General features: G+C 36.3%; 19 protein-coding genes. 5 read left to right on the plus strand and 14 right to left on the minus strand.

Annotated features, from left to right (window positions below; all coding sequences use genetic code 11):
• Window positions 1-157 precede the first annotated feature (157 nt).
• The 11 genes from IPI99_07550 to IPI99_07600 form a co-directional block, all read right to left on the minus strand.
• On the minus strand, window positions 158-955 hold the full coding sequence (locus IPI99_07550; protein ID MBK7340365.1) for a hypothetical protein: 798 nt from the start codon (window positions 953-955) through the stop codon (window positions 158-160).
• Window positions 956-1,190: 235 nt separating this feature from the next.
• Complete coding sequence (locus tag IPI99_07555) at window positions 1,191-1,457, minus strand: hypothetical protein (protein ID MBK7340366.1); 267 nt, start codon at window positions 1,455-1,457, stop codon at window positions 1,191-1,193.
• 383 nt (window positions 1,458-1,840) lie between these two features.
• The gene (locus IPI99_07560) at window positions 1,841-2,233 is read right to left on the minus strand and encodes a hypothetical protein (protein ID MBK7340367.1); all 393 of its coding nucleotides are present in this window, start codon (window positions 2,231-2,233) and stop codon (window positions 1,841-1,843) included.
• Between the two features lie 62 nt (window positions 2,234-2,295).
• Window positions 2,296-2,514, minus strand: a complete 219-nt coding sequence (locus IPI99_07565; protein MBK7340368.1) for a hypothetical protein — start codon at window positions 2,512-2,514, stop codon at window positions 2,296-2,298.
• A complete protein-coding gene (locus IPI99_07570; GenBank protein ID MBK7340369.1) occupies window positions 2,511-4,397 on the minus strand; it encodes an OmpA family protein in 1,887 nt (628 codons plus the stop codon). The genes IPI99_07565 and IPI99_07570 overlap by 4 nt, the downstream gene beginning before the upstream one ends.
• On the minus strand, window positions 4,375-4,602 hold the full coding sequence (locus IPI99_07575; protein ID MBK7340370.1) for a hypothetical protein: 228 nt from the start codon (window positions 4,600-4,602) through the stop codon (window positions 4,375-4,377). The genes IPI99_07570 and IPI99_07575 overlap by 23 nt, the downstream gene beginning before the upstream one ends.
• Before the next feature lie 165 nt (window positions 4,603-4,767).
• Complete coding sequence (locus tag IPI99_07580; GenBank protein ID MBK7340371.1) at window positions 4,768-6,846, minus strand: OmpA family protein; 2,079 nt, start codon at window positions 6,844-6,846, stop codon at window positions 4,768-4,770.
• Between the two features lie 924 nt (window positions 6,847-7,770).
• Entirely contained in the window at window positions 7,771-9,273 is a 1,503-nt protein-coding gene (locus tag IPI99_07585) for a GH3 auxin-responsive promoter family protein (GenBank protein ID MBK7340372.1), read from the minus strand.
• Window positions 9,274-9,356: 83 nt separating this feature from the next.
• On the minus strand, window positions 9,357-10,262 hold the full coding sequence (locus IPI99_07590; GenBank protein ID MBK7340373.1) for a lytic transglycosylase domain-containing protein: 906 nt from the start codon (window positions 10,260-10,262) through the stop codon (window positions 9,357-9,359).
• A 72-nt stretch (window positions 10,263-10,334) separates the two neighbouring features.
• Window positions 10,335-12,086: a DUF4153 domain-containing protein gene (locus IPI99_07595; GenBank protein MBK7340374.1), complete on the minus strand. Its 1,752-nt coding sequence runs from the start codon at window positions 12,084-12,086 to the stop codon at window positions 10,335-10,337.
• Window positions 12,087-12,094: 8 nt separating this feature from the next.
• Window positions 12,095-13,594 (minus strand): hypothetical protein, encoded by a 1,500-nt coding sequence (locus IPI99_07600; protein ID MBK7340375.1) that lies wholly within the window; start codon window positions 13,592-13,594, stop codon window positions 12,095-12,097.
• Between IPI99_07600 and ftcD the strand changes: the two genes are divergently transcribed.
• The 4 genes from ftcD (at window position 13,582) to htpG (ending at window position 19,648) form a co-directional block, all read left to right on the plus strand.
• Complete coding sequence (gene ftcD / locus IPI99_07605) at window positions 13,582-15,288, plus strand: glutamate formimidoyltransferase (GenBank protein ID MBK7340376.1); 1,707 nt, start codon at window positions 13,582-13,584, stop codon at window positions 15,286-15,288. The two genes, IPI99_07600 and ftcD, sit on opposite strands and share 13 nt — an antisense overlap.
• An 11-nt stretch (window positions 15,289-15,299) precedes the next feature.
• The gene (locus tag IPI99_07610; GenBank protein MBK7340377.1) at window positions 15,300-16,907 is read left to right on the plus strand and encodes a gliding motility-associated C-terminal domain-containing protein; all 1,608 of its coding nucleotides are present in this window, start codon (window positions 15,300-15,302) and stop codon (window positions 16,905-16,907) included.
• A 2-nt stretch (window positions 16,908-16,909) separates the two neighbouring features.
• Window positions 16,910-17,698, plus strand: a complete 789-nt coding sequence (locus IPI99_07615; protein MBK7340378.1) for an SDR family oxidoreductase — start codon at window positions 16,910-16,912, stop codon at window positions 17,696-17,698.
• Window positions 17,699-17,785: 87 nt separating this feature from the next.
• Window positions 17,786-19,648, plus strand: coding sequence for a molecular chaperone HtpG (gene htpG, locus IPI99_07620; GenBank protein ID MBK7340379.1), 1,863 nt, complete (start codon window positions 17,786-17,788; stop codon window positions 19,646-19,648).
• Window positions 19,649-19,824: 176 nt separating this feature from the next.
• Here the strand turns inward: htpG and IPI99_07625 are convergent, their stop codons facing one another.
• Both IPI99_07625 and IPI99_07630 read right to left on the minus strand, forming a co-directional pair.
• Window positions 19,825-20,679, minus strand: a complete 855-nt coding sequence (locus IPI99_07625; protein ID MBK7340380.1) for a hypothetical protein — start codon at window positions 20,677-20,679, stop codon at window positions 19,825-19,827.
• A gap of 27 nt (window positions 20,680-20,706) precedes the next feature.
• A complete protein-coding gene (locus IPI99_07630; protein MBK7340381.1) occupies window positions 20,707-21,264 on the minus strand; it encodes a hypothetical protein in 558 nt (185 codons plus the stop codon).
• 333 nt (window positions 21,265-21,597) lie between these two features.
• Here IPI99_07630 and IPI99_07635 point away from each other — a divergent pair, with 333 nt between their 5' ends.
• The gene (locus IPI99_07635) at window positions 21,598-23,061 is read left to right on the plus strand and encodes an aminotransferase class V-fold PLP-dependent enzyme (GenBank protein MBK7340382.1); all 1,464 of its coding nucleotides are present in this window, start codon (window positions 21,598-21,600) and stop codon (window positions 23,059-23,061) included.
• A 44-nt stretch (window positions 23,062-23,105) separates the two neighbouring features.
• On the opposite strand, the gene xth is transcribed toward IPI99_07635, so the two are convergent.
• A complete protein-coding gene (gene xth, locus IPI99_07640; protein MBK7340383.1) occupies window positions 23,106-23,873 on the minus strand; it encodes an exodeoxyribonuclease III in 768 nt (255 codons plus the stop codon).
• Window positions 23,874-23,924: the final 51 nt, after the last annotated feature.

A 23,924-nucleotide genomic window follows, 5' to 3' on the forward strand; every position in this document is an offset into this window, starting at 1 on the left:
ATATTTATCTGATTAAATCATTTCATGATTTGATGATATCTCTATTTATACTCCATAAATTGTTTGAATGCAATTGGATATCGATAGGCAAAACTAATTATATTTATTCTATTTTTACTCAAATCTATTTTAATTGATGTTCAAATTTGTTCATTAATCAGATGGTTCCCCTTTTATTGTGTTTTTTAATAATGGCCCGAATGGATACATTGAAATATTTCATTTTGATGTCTTTTGTGTTGGTATATAGATTAAATAAGCCATGCCTCCATTCAGCCAGTAAAATATAATCGATTCTTACGTGGGGCCATTTTAGACCCAGACCATAACTTGGAATCAAGTCAAATTTATTTAATTCTGCTATTGGAAATTTTCCAATTTGATCAACAAAAGTATATTCTCCTGGCATATCTGGTTTGGGAATAGGTTGATTTTCAATCCCCTTCATATAAGAGAGAATCCTGAACTCAGGACTGATACCTAGTTCAGCAAAGAGCCACGAATTTGAATTTGGGTAAATCCTGATAATGGCGGGTAAGGAAAGTGAGTTAAAGTTATAACAAAGATTTCTGTAATTCACAAAATGGCCTTCGCTTAAATAATCGCGTTTCATCTTTACAGAGTTCAGCTCCAAGCCAAGAAAGAAAGTCGAATGTGGTAATCTCAATATGGAAAGGTAAAATGATCCGCCATATCCTATTGAATTAGTGGCATATTGATCATTTATAAATGCTCGATTGAGAGAGAGGCCAAGTTCATATGAAAATCTGATTTCTTTACTTTGTGCCAAGCAAATGAAGGGTATTAGGGTGATAATAAAAATAAGGCGCCATGCAGCATTGGTCTTTTGGCAAGAGAAGTGCAGTAATCTTTCTATATAACAAAATTCTTTCCTCATCAGGTGCATAGCATTTTCCCTTTTTTCTTTCGGATTGAATGGCATGGGTAATTTCATATTTGGTTACCTACCTAGGTGGATAATTAATTTAGTATATACGAGTCCTAAATGTAATTAGAAAATGAGAATTCCAGACTATTTAATTGGATTGTATTCCCGACTTTCGAGTATAATTGGACAATGAGTTGAGCCTCATGAATTATAATCTAGTATTTACCTAGTTTTGAGCTTCTTGTCCGAAAATGATAGTGATTCATGCTGAATATTGGTGAAGATTTTCCAAAGGAATAAGTTAATTTCCTGAAAGAAAAGTTCCAAAAACTCCAACGGCTAGTTCGATCCAAATGAGTATAAAGGCTAATGTGCTCAAAATGAGTATTATAGTCCTGGTTTTTGGGCTTATTATTGCTCTGTAACTAAGTTCGATTACTATACCAAAGCATATCAATAATACCGAAGCGATGAGAAAATCAAATGCCGTCCAAACTACTTGATCTGTAAGAAACATAGCGATAAGAGGTATAGCAAGTAGCGTTAGAATGCCAATTAAGATGAGCATTAACCGGTTATCTGGAATATATGATTTCAGCTTCATGGTGGAGAAAGTTAAATTTTTATTAAGATCATAAATTCTAAAACTGATCTTATTCGATTCTTAAATATTCAATGTTAGACTGATGGAAACTCTAACGACTTGAATGTTGAATATATTGTATATGGTTATTGCTACAATCTTCTGGTCAAGCATTTGGATTTAAGAATTAAACTGTATATTGGGGTCAGTATTGTATAATGGAATTAATCTCTATTTATGTTATTTAATTTTGTTTATAACGAATTTTAAAATGGACATAGTGTAATATTCAGTATACTATATGAGCCAATTAATTACATCTGATGTGCTTAGATCACCACTTTCAGAAATTATTAAACCTTTTTTCACTACTTCTTAATATTAATTTGTTGAAATATTTGATCCTTTTTTATTGGATTTAAGCCAATTTTTATTCGATTAAAATTTACTATAGATAAATCTTCCATTTCATAAAGTTGCATTATTTCTTTTGATTTTAAGATATACTGAGTTCCAAATTTCTGTGGAATCTTTTTTAAGAAACAGGCCTTATCAAACATCATAGCATACAATTTCCAATCATACAGGCCCTGTTTACACAACTCTAACATTTGTGATAAATAGTATTCAATATGTTCCAATTTTTCACTATGAACTAATATAAATGCAATAGCTATTGCTCCTCTTTCTCCAACCTCATATACATTGGGTAATTTATTATTTAAATAACTCAGCAATAAATTCAAATTTACTGTATCCATGCTAAAATTGTGGTGACTTGGTTCATTTATAATATCTGGTTTAATAGTATCTAAAATTGCTACTAATCTATGCCATACGGTTTTAATTTTATTAATTTGATAATTTTATCCTTATTTAAACGAATATCTATATCTATATCTCCAAAATCATTAATTTCCATTTTTTCTAAATATACAGTATCTTCTCTATTAATTCTTATATAATTAACATTGTAGTACTTTAACCCTTTAATAACATGTACAGTAGGGCCATCATCAATTTGGGATATAATTAGGATCATCTGGAAATATTTTTAATTGGATAAAGAGCTATTTTTTTTCTATTGGCATTTATTATTTCAATTGGCAATGGTCTGTCCAACTCATTATTTTTTAGTAAAAATTGTGTTCCATAAATTTGGTACCCATCTCTTTTTAAAGAAATCCTATCCATCACCATAGCATAATTGATCCAATCTGCTTCACCCGCACGACACAAAGTATACAATGAATCTGATATTGAATTTAGATGAGCTAAATTGTACGAATGTAGATATGGATATATTATCGCAAGTTGTGCTCTTTTTCCAAATTTTGATAATTTTGGAATCCCATGCTTTAGAAAATATTTATGAGCTGCTTGAAAGCAGATCGAATCATGTAGTTCAAATTGATTTTGAAGTGGAATGACAATACTAAAAACGCCAGTGTCCACTTGGTACAAATATCCGCTACAGTCATTTAAATAAAGATCAAGTGTCCGATATTTTTGATCTTCAAAGTAAAGAGAATCTAGATAATATTTTTCATAAGTATTATATTTATTAATAATTTGTTCTCTTAAAAAATTCTTATTTACTTTAATTTTTTCCCAATTAATTCTAGGATCAAAAAGTATTAAAATAGATGAATAAAGACTTGATTTTTTTACCCATTCAAGAATTAATTTATCTTTATTCACATTAGACTCATTGATAGAAATAATTTTCCTATATTTAACATCCAATGGATTTAGATTGGTAGGATAGATAACTGTTCTCCTATTCTGCGCCACAGATTGCTTGTCTTTAACTATTGGAAATTTATCTCCTACACCAGCATAAAATATTGCATTGGAATCGATGGCTTTTTGGCTGGATATAATTTGATAAACTTCATATGCTCTATCCAATGAAAGTTTTTTATTATCTGTTCCTCTCTCATCTGTATGACCAATGACTTTGAAAGCTTGATATTTTTTTGAAAAATTTATTAGGTAATTTGAAATACTTTTCTTTTGTTCTTCTGAAAGTAGATATTCATTATTCTTGTAATTCAGAACCAGTGAATCAAAATAATCTATTGATAATTTCTCTTCTTCCTCCTCGTTTTCTCTACAATGATAAATTGTTTTTTGAGCCATTGCAGTAGCACTGTCCAGCTCTACACAGGATACATCATCAATAAAATAATCATGATATACGCCGCCATATATTCTGTGTAATAAAGGAAATGTTTTCGTTCTAAAAACACCTATTACAAGATAATTAAGATCACAGGTTGGAATAATATTGAATTCCATCTTTTGCCATTGGTTACAAACTAAATTTTGCGTAAAAAATCTATTAAAATGAAGCATATTATGTGTACTCATAAAAATATTTTTACGTAAAAGACATATTCCTATATTATCTAGTATTGCAGAATCCATTAATTCCCAATGCGGTACGTACACATACATTGACAGCCTATAAGTTTTGCCAATTTCTAAGGTTTTTGTCAGTTTGGCTTTTAAGTAGCCAGTTATGCCTATAAATGGTCTTTGTCCATTTGCATCTTTATCAATTGGACCTGCTTCTTCATAACATAACTGAACCATTCCTTTTCCACTGTGTGGCTCAAGATCTTTTGGATACACGGCGTCAGTTCGCCAACCTGATTTGATCCAAGGTGCTTTTGTATTTACATACATTACTTGAAATCCAAGTCGAGACCAATTATAAAGTTTATTAATATTGTCTGTATTTGCAAAAGAATAAGATTCCTTCAGATTCATTTCTCTATGACTTTCAAAATCACCATTTTGTACTAAATTATTCTGTGCTATTCCTTTTGCAAAGCAAAATATTATAAATAAAGGCAGTAAATAATTATATTTACTGCCTTTAAAATGGAATAAAATTCTAAGGATTTCCATAACTTTCATTATAGGTATCATTTACATGGACAGTCATGGCACCTGCTTCACAATCTTCTACACTAGCAGTCATTGTTGCATAATAATCAGACATATTGGCTTGATTTCCAACACCATCTCTAATATAAATACCACCTAAGCAAAATTTTGGATTTTTAAGTTCATTCCCACTAAAAAACTTAAATTTGTCTTGTTTAATATTTTCAAATTTCATAATAAAAAATTATCAGGATTAAAAGACTCATTTGTCGAAATGAAGAGTTATCACGTCCATGTATTTTTCCCACACCTTCGGCCAAAGGCATAGAAAGGAAGTGATGGAATTCCCTTGCTGCTGAATTAATTACGTCATTTTCTTCTGAAACAATTAGTATCACAATTATTTTTGTTTTAAATATATTCCGGTATTTATAGTTAAAATTGGGTTTAGTCCGATTGATTTTCTATTTAAATTTATACTATCTATTTTGTCGGCTGATGTAAGTATCATTTCATTTGTATTTTTATCAATGGAGTATTGAGTCCCATACATTTGATCTTTTGAGCCGTTGACCAAATATTTGTCTTTTAACGTTGCATAGTCTAACCAATTTGCTTCTCCAATCATGCAATTGTTATAGATTAGTTCTAGAAATGGTTTAACTTTGTTAGTATCAGGAGAGTGAATCAAGAGTGTCATTAATTTGTGCAAGTTGTACATCCCAATATCTTTGATCTTAGGAAATTTTGTAGGAGAAATCAATTTGAATAATTCATTGCTTATTCGTTTGTCATAATCCGCTAGTTGTTCTGGATAATTTAACCTGAATTTGCTTGATATGGTTTGTGAGATGTTTGATAAAAATGTTCCACTCCGAATTATTTGATCAACTGCATATAAAGAATCAATTATTCGCATTTGAGGCCATCTGGAGTTGTTGAATATTGTAGCTAGTTTGCCATTTAAAATAGTTTTATTTTCTTGTCTGGACATAAATAATGAGTCGTGATACAAATAAAACAGCTCATGACTAGAAATTGAATTTAACAGTTCAATACATAGATTGTTTGCTTCATTTTTAGACATTACCGTTAAACTTTCATTAGTTAGGTGTTTGTACAAATAACCAGCTTCGATTTGATTTACGACTTTAATTGTAGCAATTTTACTATTGATAAGTTCGCCATTACCAAAGCAAAGAATTTTATTTTTTAATTGAAATTGTTTAATATAATTTTTTATAGCGATTGCTCGATTATAAGACAGTTGTAGATTTGATTCTTTCGTTCCAATAACATCTGCATTTCCTTCAATAATTATGACGTTCGAACTCAAATTAATTGTTTTCAATAAAGAATCAATTTGATTTTGATATTTGATTTGGATGCTTGTATCGTTTGTAGTAAATCGGATTTTTATTTCATTCCTGCTATTATTTTTAAGGGATATTTTTTCTTTATATTTGCAGAAATCGATTATTTCAGATTCGTTGTCATATGTACTATCTTTAATTTCAATGAGTGACAAATTATCAACATAGTATTTCGGAAAACTAGAATTTGTATTATGATATTGTGTTGGAGTTTGTGAAGGAAAAAACATACTCTCAAACATTCCGATGGTGAGATATTTTAAATTACATGTTGCTTTTACTCTTTTTGTTATTCTAAACCACTTATCTAATTCAATAGTGTCGGAAAAAAAATATGGAACTGAAAGCATGGAGTTAATTATTTGATTTGGTTCTTCTAAAGTTAAAGTAAAGCCAATATGAGTACGGAATTTGGGGTCTAAAAACTCATGATTTGGTAAGTAAACAAACATGCTAATCTCATAAGTTTTACCTATGGTTAATTCCTCTTTAAGTTTGCATGTAAGGTATGCTGTCATTCCATAACTTTGACTAGATCGTATTATATTTTTATCATTTTGTGGGTCATTCCACTCATATAAAAATTTTATACAGGCATTTCCATCGGGTATATTATGGCATACAGGCTCGCATGTGTAAAAATTATCTTGAGATTCTTGATTTTTATGAAAATGTTTTATATTATAATAGAATACTTGCCAAGAATTGGCTTTCCAGGAATATAGTCTTGATATATAAGTTTGATATTCAAATTGAGGTCGAGTCTTTGCGTCTTCAATTTTTGAATCCCAATATTCTTCAAAACTTGGATTTGGTATGAGATTTTGGCAATATGAATGATAGTTTATAATACATAATAAGGGTAGAAAATGCCTGAATAAATATTTTTTATTCAGGTATTTATGATTTGAAAAGATCGAAATAATGATTATCTCTATGGGAGTCATAGGTCCAACCCTATCGTTCCCATTAGCAGCTACAATTTCAGCCTTATCAACATAGGCTCCATTTACAGTGACCCAATAACCACAAATATGATGTTGCGCTTGATTAATCTTGTTTGGAGTAAAATTTTTAAATTTCCTGCTTATATTTTCAAATTTCATAATAAAAAATTAACAAGATTAAAATGCTCTTTTATCGAAATGAAGAGTTATCACGTCCATGTATTTCTCCCAAACTTTCGGCCAAAAGAATAGGAAGGAAGTGATGGAATTTCCTTGCTGCTGAATTAATTCAAAGTTTTGTTTTCATCATACTGCATCTTTATTGATTGAAGTGCGATTTAAATCAATAATAATTACTTGGGGTTTATTTATTTGGTCTCAAGCCCTATAAAAAATCTGTAGAAATGATTTCTATTTTATTCTTTGGATTGCTCTGCTTACTCGTTTCTGTGCCTATTTAATTTATCTTAGTCTCTTTTGTTATCATTTTTCAGAATTTTTATCTCTTAGTCTTTATCCCAATAACTTCTCTTGAGTTAACAATATTACGAATTAATTGCAAATAATGTTATCTTTTTGCGGATAAAATTGTTTCGAAAAAGACCATCTTTGGTTCGGATATTGAAACATTAAAATATTATGAAGTATAATCAATTGGTACCCAGTACATTGATAGAAATGATAGAACTCAGCAATATATACATAGATGGCGCAGCTGAAATGCTCCAAGAACATAACTCCGCTTTTCCTAAGCTATAGAATGGTAAGATGAATTTCAATGAGGAGCATCTCAAGGCATGTAGTGAGCTACTGAAAATGCCTGTGACAAGTTTTTTGGCTGAAGGTACTTACGTGGTTCAAATCTCCCATGGTGAAGGGCATAATATTAATTGCAATACCAATATTATCAATGAGTCGGATCCTAAGCTATTAGAAAGTTTGAAAAACACAATTGAATTTCTAGGGAAGGTAATCAAGGGTTCGCGATAGAACTTATACCAATGGTGGCCAAATGTCTAGTTAGAATTCTTCATACTGATTAATCCGGGAGATCTCAACAGTATAGTTTCAGGCAACAATAGCTTAAAGAATTTTTAAAATCTCTTCCAAATGTAATCGATGATTGGACAATCTCGGTACCTTTTGTTGAGCACTAACTTTATTTTTTTGTCTCAGCCATTGCATGAAAGTGTTTTTCGGTGCAATATGTAGAACTAATCTTTTCATAGCCATATCGCAAAATCGCTTTGCTTCGTAATCGGAATTGATGGTTTGCAATTTTTTGTCCAGTGCTTCTGCAAAAGCTTCACGATCAGGGTCAGCATCTTGAAATTCAATAATCCATTCATGTCCACCTTTTCCATCACGACTCTGAAAAATCGGTGCAACGGTATAATCACTTACCTGTACCTGAAACAGCTCAGCTGTCTCTTGCAATGCTTTATCTGTGTTTGATACCATCACTTCTTCCCCGAAAGCATTGATAAACTGTTTCGTCCGCCCTGTAACCTTGATTTTATAAGGCAGCAAACAGGTGAACATCACCGTATCACCAATCTGGTATCTGAAAAGCCCTGCATTGGTTGTGATAATGAGCGCATAGTGCTTGTTGAGTTCTACATCTTGCAATAGGATTGTTTTGGGATCTTCTTTATCCCATTCATCCATCGGAACAAATTCGTAATAGATACTATTGTCCAATATTAAGAGCATATCTTCTGTGCCATAGTCAGATTGAACCCCAAAATATCCTTCTGTGGCGTTATATATTTCCTGATAAGCAAATTTAGGATCCGGAAAAAACTCTGCAAAAACTGCTTTGTATGGTATAAAGCTCACAGCGCCATGGACGAAGATTTGCATATTTGGCCAGACTTCAAGTATATTCTGCTTCCCTGTATATTCCAATACTTTTTTAAATAGTACAAGTGCCCAGGTGGGTGAGCCCGCAACCATTCGAATGTCTTCCTGAACTCCTGTCCGTACCATGATTTCCAGTTTTTCCTCGAAGTTGGACATCAATGCTATTTCCAGAGGTGGAAACAATCTTTGCTGGGCGATCAGGGGAGTCCTCTGGAGTATCACCGCAGACACATCTCCTACTATGCTCCCAAGATAACCCTCAAGATCGTGAACCGTGGAACCCGGTATCACCATTGTTTTACCTTCAACAATACGAGGATCTTCCAGATTCTCATACATGATCGCTACAGACCTCCAACCACCTTTCACGTGGCAATCTTCATGATTTTCGTCAGTGATTGGAATGAATTTGCTTTTATCTGCCGTGGTGCCGGATGATTTTGCAAAATACTTTGTCCTTCCCGGCCAGAGTATGTCTTTTTCGCCGCGCATCATGCGAAAGATATCTTCCTTCAAGCTTTCATAATCTTGCAAAGGGAGCCTATCTTGCCATTGGTTTACGTTTGTGATTTCGCCGAATTTATATCGTTTGCCCCATTCTGTATTCCTCGCTCTACGAAGAATGGTGTCCAATTGTTGCCATTGGGTGTCGATAGGATAGTTTGAAAATTGCCTGATTTGGCCTCGGTGCAGCTTGAGATACTGCGCCCATATTGCATTCATCAGACTATTGACCATACAGAATATTAAGCTTGAATCAACAAAGATACAAAATCAAGGGAGGGCAGAGCAGATTTAAACGGCGATCAACGCGGAATTTTCAAATCATAGACTTTAGAAGTCTTGTTAGGCAAAGATCCCTTCATGAGCCAAGGGTTGTACAATTTGAGCATCCTATAGCTGACTCCGTTTTCATGTGCAAAATCTGCCAGGCTTGGAATTGAAGTGTTCACCGCAATGGTGTTATAGTTTTCCATTGGTTCGTAATCTTCGTCAGACTTCAGGTAAAAGCCAAATTTTTCAGGTTCCTTCAGTATACTTTTAATGGCGACCAAACGAAACAGGTAGCGATTGGTTTCATCGCTCAGATTTAGCCCATAGTATGTATTTTCTTTTTGTTCATCAAGGGCAGTTTGCAGTGCAGTTGGGCCCATGTTATAAGCTGCTGCTGCCAGTGACCAGCTGCCAAAACGTTGGTTGAGCTGCTTTAAGTATTTGCAAGCAGCCAAGGTTGATTTTTCAAAGTGATTGCGCTCATCAACAAATTCGTTTACCTCCAGACCGTATTCTTTTGCCGTTCCCGATAAAAATTGCCAAAATCCCTTTGCTCCAGCTGAAGAGACCGCATTGCGCAGTGAGGATTCAGCAATGGCCAAGTATTTGAGATCATCAGGGAGGCTTTGCTCTTGAAGAATCCGTTCGATGTATGGCAGATATCGGGCCATGAGTTTGAGATAGAGCAATGTGGAACTATGTTGGTATGTATTGATCAGAAGTTCCCTCTCCAGTCGTTCTCGTACATCAAAATTGTCAATCGGTATCTTTTCACCGGCAAAACTATACTCTCCGGCCAAGGTAATGCCATATATGCTTTGGTCTATTTGGTCAACGACCTTGTTGGTATTTTGGTCTGCACGAACAAAAAGTAACATCACTGCAATAGTCATGATCGCGCTTACTGAAAACCAGCTGATTACTTTCCGAATTTGCATTAGGTATAAAACTGATATACTTACTCAAACGCAATGAAAAGAAAATTTGTTTTAATCCACAAATGCAAGATCCTACTTCTGCACATTTGGATATCTGACTATTATCATGCTGATGCTGAAAATTCTGCTTGTCGAAAACTCAGCGTGATAAATAATGCAGCGGAATTTATTTTTACCATCATCCGGGCTTAGATCTAACTTCAATTCTTTCTCCAGAAGATTTTGTTGAGTAGGCATATTTTGAAGTAATTCTTTCAAGAAATCGATTCTGCCATATCCTTCAATTTCAAGATATTTTTCATCCTGAATGGAAATGCTACCTTTTTCAGCATCAGTTTTTGTATCCCAGTATCTTAAACTATAGACTTCAGATGCATTTTGTAAGCTATCACTAAAGAAGCCGGAGTCAGCAATTCTGAACATTCCGTCCTCTACTGTAGGACTATTGTTCCAGTGCTCGATGTTCAAATACTTTCTCAGTTTTTCTACTGTAGAATAGTCAATACTGTCTTGATTTATTCCTGCAATAAGAGTATCCGGAAAATAATTTAGTACATGTCCAAGGTAATTGTGTCTTTGGAAATAATAGAGATGTGAGGTAATCTGATCCGGCAAAAGACTGTCGGTGTGGATCCGCGCGGGAACTATTTTACCGTCTTCAATCAGCTGATGTCGATTGAGCAATGAGTCCCATCTACCAATCTGATCTTTGAGACTATGATTCCATGCATTCCATGGTCCCACAGCGGCCATCACACATGTAAAAAACAGCGAGGCCGGCAATATTCTCAGATCATCTTTTGGGCTTAGTATAAAATAAAAAGTGACCAGAGTCAACCAAAATGCCGCAGCTAAAGCAAGATATCTTTCAACGGTAAAACCATATTGATGAATTCTAACATAAAGTGCCGAAAACAATAAAACGAGCACGGGAATCATAGAGTAGAAAAAGTACTTTTTGAATTTTTTTAAAAGTACATTCTTGTCATAGGAAGGAAGAACAAAATTCAACAAATAAGTAAAGATTCCTGCTGCACTAAACCCCAGGCAGAGTTTGCCCACCCATCCTTTTGGCAATGACCACAGCACAAGTATTCTGAGACCATAAGCATACAAAATGATAAAATAGATGATAATCAGTGGGATCATAATATATTTTACCATGTTGATGATCACACGAGAAAATTCTGACTCTTCACTCGCTTCAAAAACTCTGGTTGGCACTTTCGAGGTCCAATAAAAAGTAAGCACCAGGCCAAATACCAAGATGACAATATCCATATGGACTTCCTTGTACCAGTGAATCTCAAACAGTTCCTGAATAGCAATCGTAGCGACCTGTAGCCCAGCCATTAATACTATGCTGTAAAACGCTCCCAGGACAAAATGAACAAACATTTCAAGATTAAATGTCCAGAATTTCCTGTTGTCATCGATGCGTAAAAAATATGAAAATGAGATCAGTAAATGTGTAGCAAGCACAAGCACCAGAAATTGCTCTAATGTATCCGGATGTTTCGGATCGTCGATCAGAATAGAATACAATGACAAAATAATAATGCCGGCAGATCCTAAGATATATTTCCATTTTGGAACATTAAAAGTGTTCTCAGCCATTAATTTCAATCCAACAAACAATGAAATACCCAGTACTGCGCCTAACAGTATTCTTATCAACCATTCGGCAGGATCATTGCTTCGATAAGTAATCATGGCAATCACAATGGATGCAATCGTGCATGCAATTGTCATAGGAAATCTCCTCACGCTCAGTTTGACTACATCCATGATGGACTGCCAACTCAATAACTGTTGTATTCGCATGATTTGATTTAATTTGAAATTGAAGGACTGAAATCCATAATTACAACTGACATTTTTCCATTAGACTCACTCGGTACCAACAATTTATCTGCTTCAACCTGCACGGCATCAGTCAATCGCAAATGTATATCCTTTTTACCCGTATTGAGTATACTCTTTCTCATATTTCTTCCATCTGGTCCTATGATATATTCAGAAACCGTAGTACCTTCTTCTATTTCGTCATTGAAAATCAATCTCAAAAAATCATCTGTACGCAAAAGAAAAAATGATGAATATAAACCTTCATCATCCTGTGAAAATTGCCTTTTATACAAAACCCTTTCCCACATTTTATTGCCCGCCGCAGAAAAACTTGCAACTGCGATATCTTCAAAGTAAAAATCAACCCAACGCGTACCGTTTAGAGGTCCAGCATTCTGATAAGGGTAAGATCTACGAGTCAGTTCTTTATTATTTTCTAGAAAAAGTAATATTGCACCTGTGTTTGTACACACTACTTGTCTAGTAACCAGATCGAGGTCTTTAATTTCTTTCTTTTTTGTACCAGTCCACTGCTGTATCATTTTTTCTCCAAATGGCTCATAGATAGGCTCTGAGAAAACTCCTCGACTAGTGATTGTGTTGATGAAATATCCGCTAGGTGAGGAACCTTTTTTCGTATATGTTCCAGCGAGTATCAATTTTTTTTCAACATTGTCATATTGCAAAAGAAAATGTAAGGGAAGCATTTCTTCATAGTTATATTCTTTTTGCCAAGCTACATTTCCTGAAGTATCAATGCTAAATAAATTAAATAGGAATTTTTTCTTCAGAAATTCACTTTCATTTTTTATTCCCAGTAGATAAATGTTTCCATCATTACTTACTTGTAGTTCGGGTACTCGCATTTCTTTATCTGCAATGATTTGACTGAGCAAAATTTCTTTTGCCTCTGATTTTGTCTTCTGGTTGTATAACAATAATCTTCTTTGATCTTGCCGATCAGAATAGCCAAGACAAATCCAATCTTGATTCTCAGAAAACTTTGTTTTGAAGCCGGAATAAATATCCCAATCTTCACCTGAAATTATTGTATCTTCTTGTAATAAAATACCATGTACATTAAAAATTGAGTATATTAGTGAACCGATGTGCCCACTGTGTGATAAATAATAAACCCCAAATCCATTTGGCTCTCGGAGACATTCCATGACTTCCCATTTTTTGCCTTTTAACTGGAGATTTATTTCTTCTGTCCACTCCAAATTTTCCTGAAGTCTTTGCATTGTAAAACGAAGAGATTTATCATGCAATAGCACTGCACGAGACTGTTCTATAGGAATCAAATAATATGCAAAATCATTTCTTAGTGAAGTTTGAGCTGAAATATGACAGTTTTGACTTTCGAGAGATGCAGTGTGAAAACTAAATAGCAACAAAAACACAATATGTAGGCGCATATTACCATATGTCTGCCTGAGATAGTTAATTTCGCCCTGATAAGTTGACAAAAATGAAAGTTTCACGAATAATTGAATGTGTACCAAATTTTAGTGAAGGTAGGAATCCTCAGGCAATCCAAGAAATTTCTGATGAGATTCGCAACACTCCTGGGGTTAAGTTGATGCATGTCGATCCGGGACAATCCACCAATAGGACTGTTATGACTTTTGCCGGCACACCTGAGGATGTGATCGAAGCCGCTTTCAGAGCGATTAAAAAGGCCGCTTTGCTCATCAATATGAATCAGCACAAAGGAGAGCATCCTCGGATGGGTGCTACAGATGTGTGTCCATTGATCCCAATAACTGGGGTCAGCATGGAAGAAGCAATCTCATTTTCGCATCAACTCGCCCAAAGAGTCGCTTTAGAACTCTACATTCCGGTTTATCTGTACGAGAAAAGTGCCTCTGAGTCGTATCGCACATTGCTTGCAGACATCCGGGCGGGAGAGTACGAAGGTCTTCCTGAAAAAATGAAACTCGAAGCATGGAAACCCGACTATGGACCTTCTCTTCCACATCCAACTGCTGGTGCTACTGTGATTGGCGTAAGGGATTTTCTCATAGCTTACAATGTCAATCTGAACACAAAATCTGTTCCGCTGGCAAATGAAATCTCCTTTGACATCAGAGAAAATGGGAGACCACAGAGAGATCCTGTCTCGGGAAAGTTGATGAGAGATGAACGGGGCGAGATTTTGCGTATTCCGGGAAAATGTCAAGGCGTTAAAGCCATAGGTTGGTATATCGATGAATACAAATTTGCCCAGGTGTCCATGAATCTCACTGATAGTTCAAAGACTACCTTACATGAAGCTTTTGAGCAAACGAGAATGGCAGCTGAAACTCGCGGAATCCTTGCCACCGGGTCTGAGCTGGTTGGCCTTGTTCCATTGAAAAGTATGCTAGATGCAGGCAAGTATTTTCTACAAAAACAAAATAGATCACAAGGTGTCTCCGATGCGGAATTGATCGAGACCACCATTCAATCTTTGGGATTGAACAGCATCCAGAAATTTGAACCTGCAAAAAGAATCATTGAATATATGTTGGAAGAAAAGAAAGTAATGCTAAAAGATTTGAGCATAGAATCATTTGTACAAGAGGTGGCTAGCGAATCTCCTGCACCTGGAGGGGGTTCATCGGCGGCACTGTGTGGTACCTTAGGTGCCAGCCTCGCAACCATGGTAGCCAACCTCACAGCCCATAAGAAAGGCTATGAATCGCAATTCCAGTATTTCAGCGATTCTGCCCAACAGGGACAAGCGGCGATAAAAGCGCTGCAACAGTTAATTGATGAAGATAGCGCCGCTTTCAATCGGATTCTGGAAGCATTCAGACTGCCAAAATCCAGCCCTGAAGAAAAGAGGACTCGAAAAAAAGCAATCCAGGCAGCCACGATTTATGCGACAGACGTACCTTACCGAACAGTTGTTGAAGCTTCAAATTGTTTCCCCCTGGTAGAGGCGATGGCAAGAAACGGTAACCCGAATTCCAGAAGTGATGCAGGAGTAGGCGCATTATGCATTCGTACAGCCGTCGAGGGTGCTGCTCTCAACGTTTTCACGAATTGTCCCGGAATAGACGATCTGAAAATCAGAGAGCAATATATCAGCAACACTCAGCAAATACTTGCCGAGATTCGATCCAAAACCGATCTACTTATTGAATGGATTAGTCAATCTTTCTTGGCACCGCAGACAAATGATACTGTATAAAAAACCATAAGATGCAAAACTTATTGAAAATAGCATTTTTCAACTTTTTGTGGCTGACGTCAGGATTTCTACTTGCTCAAAACTTAATACCGAATCCGGGATTTGAGAATTGTGCGAAATGTCAGAACGGTTTTTTTGAATTGGGAATTAACAGTGGTGCAAATGATCCGATAGACTGGTATGCTGCAACATATGGGACTTCAGATTTTAAATCTGATCTGCCAAATTCCGGAAAGTTGCACGGTGGTTTTTTTGTGGGATATAAAAAGTTTGAGTACTTGGCAAATCATTTGGAATCTCCTTTGGTTGCCGGTGCCAAATATCAATGCAGTTTTTATATACGCCTATTTCCAAATGGGATGAGTTATGCTTTGGATGAAATAGGCATTTATTTCCAGAACGGAAAAGCAAATTTTCCCCAAGCTGAGCCATTATCCAAACTAAAAGCGCAATTTACCACACCGGATCGCGATTATATTTTGAGCGATCATTACCGTAAATTCACTTTTGAGTTTATTGCATGTGGTGGTGAAGACCAGATGATAGTTGGGCGAATGAATAGCTGGGGAGAAGCTGATACCTTGTTGGTTGCAAGCAAACCAATTGCAAATCTGGATCAGGCATATCCATATTATATAGTTGATGATTTCGACCTCCATTTGATTGATCAAGTTGAAAACAGAGCTCCTGACACTGTAAGAGTATGCGATCAGCAGAAAGTGAAAATCAGCTTGGATAGCTCCGGTATCTATGAGGTATTATGGAGTAATGGCTCAAATCAATTTTTAACTGAGATCGGGGGTGAATCAGCACCCTTGTGGGTGGAGTATAAATTTGGAAAAGACTGCAGTTCATTCAGAGAGGACATCGCTTTAGTGGTGGATAAAAAGCCAAATGTCGAGCTCAAAGGCTTGCTTTCATTGTGCCCTGGAAAGGCCTTGCAAGTGGAGGCTGTTTGTGACGGAGAGTGCCTGGGTTTTTTATGGCCGGATGGAAGTACCGGAAATACATTTGAGATTTCGGAACCCGGCAAGTTTGAACTTCAATACAAATGGCGCTGTCAATCTGAAAGCCTGTTCTTCGAAGTAGATACTCCTGATTACGAGAAAGACTTCATTATCACCTCAGATGTTGGGCAGATATGTTATTCTGATTCTACTTTTTTGAGGGCATCGTTACCCAAGGGTTGCCTGATACAAAAATGGTCAAACGGAGCGACAGATTCAGAAATCAAGGTGTTCAGCCCGGGAATATACGAGTTGATTTTAGATTGCCCTTGTGGCGAGATAAAAGGAAAGATAGACGTTAAAGCGACAGCCAATTGTACTCCAATCCGATTTCCAAACACCATCATCATCAACGGTGAGGAGGTGAATCGCACTTTCGGTCCTGCTGTTCCACCGGGATTGATAGGTCGAATCGCAGAGTATCAACTCTTTATTTTTAATCGTTGGGGTGATAAAGTGTTTGAAACAAATGACATCCAGCAAAGATGGAGTCCGGACAATAATTTACCTCCGGAGAGTTATATATATTCTGGGAAATTAAAATACTCTGTGTCAGGCAATTCAGGGATAGAAAAATATCAATTTAAAGGAAGTGTAAGCGTAATAAAGTAAAGATGATTTCAATAGACCTCTCAGGAAAAAATGCGCTCGTCTGCGGTGCAAGTCAGGGCATAGGAAGAGCATGTGCCATAGTTCTGGCAAAAGCAGGAGCTAGAGTTACTGCAGTAGCTCGGAATGCTGAAAAACTTTCTGAACTCATGAAGGAGCTTTCAGGACCTCCGGTCTCATCTCATCAGTATCTGGTATTGGACCTCAAACAAACTCAGGAAGTTAGAATGAGGGTTCACCAGTTAGCATTGCAAGGTCCGATACACATTTTGATCAACAATACGGGAGGGCCTCCTCCCGGACCAGCTATCAAGGCTGAAGAAGAAGAATATTTAGATGCTTTTCGACAGCACTTGATTTGTAATCAAATCATCACTTCCACTTTGATCTCAGGGATGAAGGCTGCATCTTATGGGAGAATTATCAATATTATCTCTACTTCAGTCAAACAACCCATAGATAATTTAGGAGTTTCCAATACGATAAGAGCAGCTGTTGCTTCTTGGGCAAAAACACTAGCGAACGAATTGGGACAATACAACATCACAGTAAATAATATCTTACCTGGTGCAACCCAAACCGAACGATTGGAAGAGATCATACGGCGAGAGCAACAAATTAAATCTCTGGAGCGAGTTGAAATAGTACGTCAACTTAGCTCAAGTATACCAATGGGTCGATTTGGACAGCCGCAGGAAATAGCATCAGCTGCTCTGTTTCTTGCTTCACCGCTCGCTTCCTATATTAATGGAATCAACTTACCTGTGGATGGAGGTAGGACAAAATGCCTATAATTAGGTTTACCTGACAGCTTGCTTGCCATTCTGGCAGATAATCTGGGCTGGCACACGCTTTGACCGTACAGGTCAAAATTATATTACATGCAAAGCGGTAAAATATCAGTACAAACGGAAAACATTTTTCCGATTATTAAGAAATTCCTTTATTCCGAACACGAGATTTTCCTGAGGGAATTGATTTCAAATGCGATAGACGCCAGCAATAAACTCAGGACCTTATCATCCAAAGGCGAGTTTAAAGGTGACCTTGGAGAGCTTAAAATAGAAGTCATTCCGAATGCAGAAAGTAAAACACTGACCATACGAGATTATGGTATAGGAATGGATGAAGAGGAAGTGAAAAAATATCTCAATCAGTTGGCTTTCTCTTCTGCACAGGAATTTTTGGAAAAGTACAAGGACGAAGTAAATATCATAGGGCATTTTGGATTGGGTTTTTATTCGGCATTTATGGTTGCCGATAAAGTGGAAGTCATTACCAAATCTTATAAGAATGGTGCTCAAGCAGTCAAATGGACTTGTGCCGGAGACACAGACTTTACACTGGAAAATACAGACAAGGAAAACAGAGGAACAGACATCGTCCTTCATCTATCAGCGGATTCAGTAGAGTTCAGTGAAAATTACAAGATTCAAGAGCTACTCGAGAAATTCTGCAAGTTTTTGCCCATTCCCATCCAACTTGGCACAAAAACAGAAAAGCATACTGTTGATGATGTAGAAACAGATGTAGAGGTCCCTAACATCATCAACAATATCTCTCCACTATGGAAGAAATCGCCCTCAGAAGCATCGGATCAGGATTATATTTCATTTTATCAGGAACTTTATCCATTTTCACCTGAGCCTTTATTTTGGATACACCTGAATATTGATTATCCGTTTCATCTGACCGGAATATTATATTTTCCAAAAATTAAAAATCAACTTGAAGTTCAGAAAAACAAGATACACCTTTACAGCAATCAGGTATTTGTAACTGATGATGTAAAAGAGATTGTACCTGAGTTTTTAATGCTTCTCCATGGAGTGATCGATTCACCGGATATTCCACTCAATGTATCTAGGTCTTATTTACAATCTGATCAGCAGGTTCGCAAAATAACAGGCTATATCACCAAGAAAGTGGCTGAAAAGCTACACGATTTATTTAAAAAAGACAGGCTTGATTTTGAAAAGAAATGGGATGATATTGGAGTTTTTATCAAGTATGGTATGATCTCTGATGACAAATTCGCAGAGAAAGCCCATCAATTTGCATTGTTAAAAAATTCAGAGAAGCAGTATTTTACATTGGAAGAATACAAGGAGAAAATAAAAGAGCTCCAAACGGATAAGAACCAAAAATTGAATTTGCTGTATTCTTCGGATCCTCACAGCCAATTTGCATCGATCAGGAAATGCACAGATCGCGGATATGATGTAGTCATTTTTGATAATGTGATAGACAACCATTTTATTCAACATCTGGAGTACAAAGAATCACTCCAATGCAAAAGAGTAGATGCAGATACAATAGACAAGCTGATAGAAAAAGAATCTGTTGCTGAGTCCGTCCTGAGTGAGGAAGAGATGAAAGCTGTAGAGAACTTGTTCAAACAAAGCAGTCAGAATAAGTCATCTCAGACGCTGGTGCAATCGCTGTCTCCAAGTGATCCACCGATCCAGATCGTCAGACCTGAATTCATGCGAAGAATGAGTGAAATGCAACACATGATGCACTTTATGAAGGGAGATGAAGCAAACCCATTTAAAGACAGCTATACAGTAGTTGTCAATGCCAATCACTCATTGATTTGTGATAAGTTGCAGAAAGAACAAAATGATGATGAAAAGAATAATTTAGTCAATTATTTAATCCAACTGGCGATGATTGAAAACCAAATGCTTTCAGGTAAGGAGTTACACGAGTTTGTTCAGGATCGTTTGCAGCAAATTGGCTAGTTTAAAAACAAGAAGAATAGTTCGTTAAACACTTTTCTAATTGAAGAGCTTTGATTTTTCATATGATTTGACTTGTAATAGAAGGCCAAATACAAAATCTGAGTTCAATAATATACATAAAAAAAGCCGGATGATCATTTCCGGCTTTTTTTATGTATATTATAATTGGTTAACAGTTATTTCTTTACTTTGATTACTGTATAGTCTCTGTTGTCTGTATTTGATTCAATTACGCTAGCAACTTTAATTGCATAATATTCAGTATTGCCAACATTTACTAAAAATTCTGTTGTCGGATCGCAAAGCACGTCATTGTTGGCTGCATCTGTACCTGCATTATATGCCGCTTTGATATCATCGCTAAATTTCAAACTTAGATACGTTACTGAGGCTGGGAAATTTCTTAGTTTTGCTCCATTTGTACCTCCGATTCTATGCAGCCAATTGGTAGAGTTAATTGCGTTTCCTAGATCTTTTATGTTAGCTGTAGCATCCGAGGATACAACAACCTTAAAATTAGATAAATCCACCCCACTTTTATCAGGTCCATCCAAATTATTAACTTGAAGAGCTGAAGACTCTATAACAACCGTTCCAAATGTAGTGATAGAAAAATTAATTTCATCCGTCAGTCCGGCTTCATCTTCTACTTCAACAGTATATTCTAAAGTTTCCACATTTGAACTGGATTTTATAGAAATGATCCAATCATCCAAACCATCTTTTTCTGTATTGAACAGTAATGTAGGGTTGGCAGAAATATTTACTGCATTGATCTGAACTCTATTAAAATCTGTAATGGCAACACCACCTTCCAGAATTGAGATCGTTTTCAATTGCTTTGTACCTTTTGTAGCATCTATTTTAATACTGAAAACAGTATCTCTTTTGATTGTTGCATTTCCACTTATAAATCCTGATCCGGATACAAAGTCAATTACCGGACCATCTGTTGTTGTATTATTATCATCTGGATTACAAGCAACAAATGTCAATAGTCCAAGGCTTAAAAAGAATAAGATTTTTTTCATTATATTGATATTTATAGTTTAGTTAAATTATTTTACAGTTTGCTTTAGTTTTTTGATTACTGCAAGCTCATCTCTCAGCACATTAATAGTTGGAGTGAAAGATTTGAATTTTGACTTAGCAATTTTTGCCTCTGCCTCATCTAATGATTTTGAACTGACATTGGTTGTCCTGCTCATCGCTGACAACAATTTGTTGTTTCCAAAATAATACTTTGTGTCTTCGAAAATCGTTTTTCCTTTTTGTTTCAAGCTGTTTTTAGTGGTATGATAACTATAAACCAAGTTGTTGTCGCTGAAAAAATAATCGACTCTCTTTTCTCCTCCTGGAGTCATAGCTACTTTGGTAATCTTTTGAATTTGCCCTTCAGCGTCACTCCAGATAGAAATAGTTGCCTTTTCAGGAACTTTAACTTCGGTAGTTTTTTCTGTAAAATTTGAATTAGCTGCAAGCTCTTGTACTTTTTGGTCGATCATGGAAAGCTCTGAAGATGAAGCTGAATCTGCTGCTTTTTTAGAGCTGCTGCAAGAAGACAATGCGATCATCGCTATCACTGCCGCCATGCTGAACATTTGAAATACTTTCATTGGATATAAATTAAAATTGGTTAATAAAATTTTCTGATTTTGCTCAATCCATAAGAGAGACGTATCAAAACGCCAAAAGATTCTTAATGATTCGTTAATTTTGAATGAAAACGGGATAATCCACAAGCGAAAATGGACAATTAATAAAGCAAAGATATGATACTTCCTTTAAAATTTAAACGGGAATAAGTGAATATTATTATAATTCTTCCGGATATGTACAGCCAGATATTTAGCTTACAGCAATCATTTTGTTCAAGACCAGGCCTGATTTCCAGATTCAATTTGAAGAAATTCGATTTAGAAAGCCACTGAATTCATTAAATTTGCCCTATGGCCAACTTAGATCTTCAGTCTCATTTTGCCGAATTTGCCCGGAATATAGTGGGGTTTGACTCCGAGATTCCGACTGTCAATGGACCAAAACCACTGATTTATGCGGATTGGGTAGCCAGCGGCAGATTATACAAGCCGCTAGAAGAAGAGTTGTTGAATACTTATGGCAGCTTTCTTGCCAATACGCACACCGAAGCTACATTCACAGGTTCTTTCATGACCCGCGCTTATCATCAGGCTAAGGAAGCAATCAAAAAACACGTAAATGCATCGGACAGCGACGCAATCATTCTCTGTGGTTCTGGCATGACAGGTGCACTTGCTAAGTTGCAACGCATATTGGGTCTAAAATGTCCTGAACAATTGCACTCCTTTTTGGATTGGTCGCGAATTGAAAAACCGGTAGTGTTCATCACTCATATGGAACATCATTCCAATCAAACATCATGGTTGGAATCCATCTGTGAGGTTGTCCTCATTCCATATGATGATTCAGGATTACCTGATCTGGGTCAATTTGAGAATTTACTCATTCAGTATCAGAATCGATCCCTCAAGATAGCCTCAGTCACGGCCTGTTCTAATGTGACTGGAGTGATTACTCCATTTTACCAAATCGCAGAAATCATTCACAGACAAGGTGGGTATTGTTTTGTAGATTTTGCATGCAGCGCCCCATATATTCATATGGACATGCACCCGGCAAATCCACTCCAAAAATTAGATGCAATATTCTTTTCGCCACACAAATTTCTAGGAGGGCCTGGTACTCCAGGCATTTTGATCTTTTGTCAAAGTTTATATCATAATCACATTCCTGATCAACCCGGAGGCGGTACCGTAAAATGGACCAATCCTTGGGGAGAGCATCATTATGTGGATTCTATCGAAGAAAGAGAGGATGGAGGCACGCCGCCTTTTTATCAGACCATAAAAGCCGCGCTTGCCATCCGGTTGAAAGAGAAACTTGATCCGATCAAAATCAAAATACGCGAAGAGCAATTGTTCAATCGCATTTTTGATTCTTTGTCTGATTTAGAAGATGTTCATATTTTAGCTGGCAATATCAGACATCGCATTGCCGCATTTTCATTTTTTATCAAAGATTTGCACTATAATCTTGGAGTCAAACTACTCAATGACAGGTATGGTATCCAAATGCGTGGTGGTTGCAGTTGTGCTGGAACGTACGGACATATTCTTTTTGGAATTCCCATCGAACAATCTCACTCCATTTGCGAATTGATTGACAGCGGTGACCATAGTCAGAAACCCGGATGGATCAGATTATCCATACATCCTGTGATGACAGATCAGGAGATCGATTACATATTGGATGCTATCCATGATATCAGGCTTAACTGGAGGACTTATAGCAGAGAATATCATTATGATGTCCAACAAAATTTATTTTTTCATCAAAGTGAATTGAAAACGGAGTCGGCACTGCATCTCGTTTAGAAAATTCGTGGGTATCCTATCGAAATGGATTCAGAGGAGCTTATTTAAATTTCATATTCCGCCACTAATGGGCAGTGGTCGGAAAATCTATATTTCCTCTGATGCTCAAACGATTTTACTGAGTCTTTTAATCCAGGCGTGATGGAGTGATAATCTATCCTCCAACCTTTGTTTTTGTCATATGATCCTGCCCTGTAACTCCACCAACTAAATTCTTGTACAGAAGGGTGTATTACTCTAAAACTATCTACGAATAATTCCGAAAACCAAGTATGTAGCCAGGATCTTTCTTCCGGTCGAAAACCACTCGGCATATCCTTTCGTTCTGGATTGTGGATGTCAATATCTTCATGCACAATATTGTAATCGCCTACCACGATCAGATTTTTATATTTTCGGATACATTCTTTAAAAAACGGCAAAGTCCGATCCAGGAATTTCATTTTAAACTCATGTCTGTCTTCACCTGAAGAGCCTGAGGGAATATAAACGTTGAGCAAACTCCATTGTCCAAAGTCCAAAAGTACAAATCTTCCCTCCCTGTCGTATTCGGGGATGCCGCATCCATGTACCACTGAAAGGGGTTCTTCCTTGGTCAGCGTCATCACGCCGCTATAGCCTTTTTTTTCTGCACATGACCAGTAGGCACGATATCCTTGAGAACCAAACAGGTGTTCATCTGCCATGCTTTGGTCCATTTTTGTCTCTTGAATGCAGACGCAATCAAATCCATTTTCTTCAAGCCATCCATGAAGATTTTTTTGCATTGCTGATCTTAGTCCATTCGCATTAAGAGAAACTATTTTCTTCATGTATGTTTATGATAAAAAAGAAGAAATTAAAAATCATTGTTGTCTCAAAAA

The sequence above is a fragment of the Saprospiraceae bacterium genome (assembly GCA_016710235.1).
Classification (GTDB): domain Bacteria; phylum Bacteroidota; class Bacteroidia; order Chitinophagales; family Saprospiraceae; genus Vicinibacter.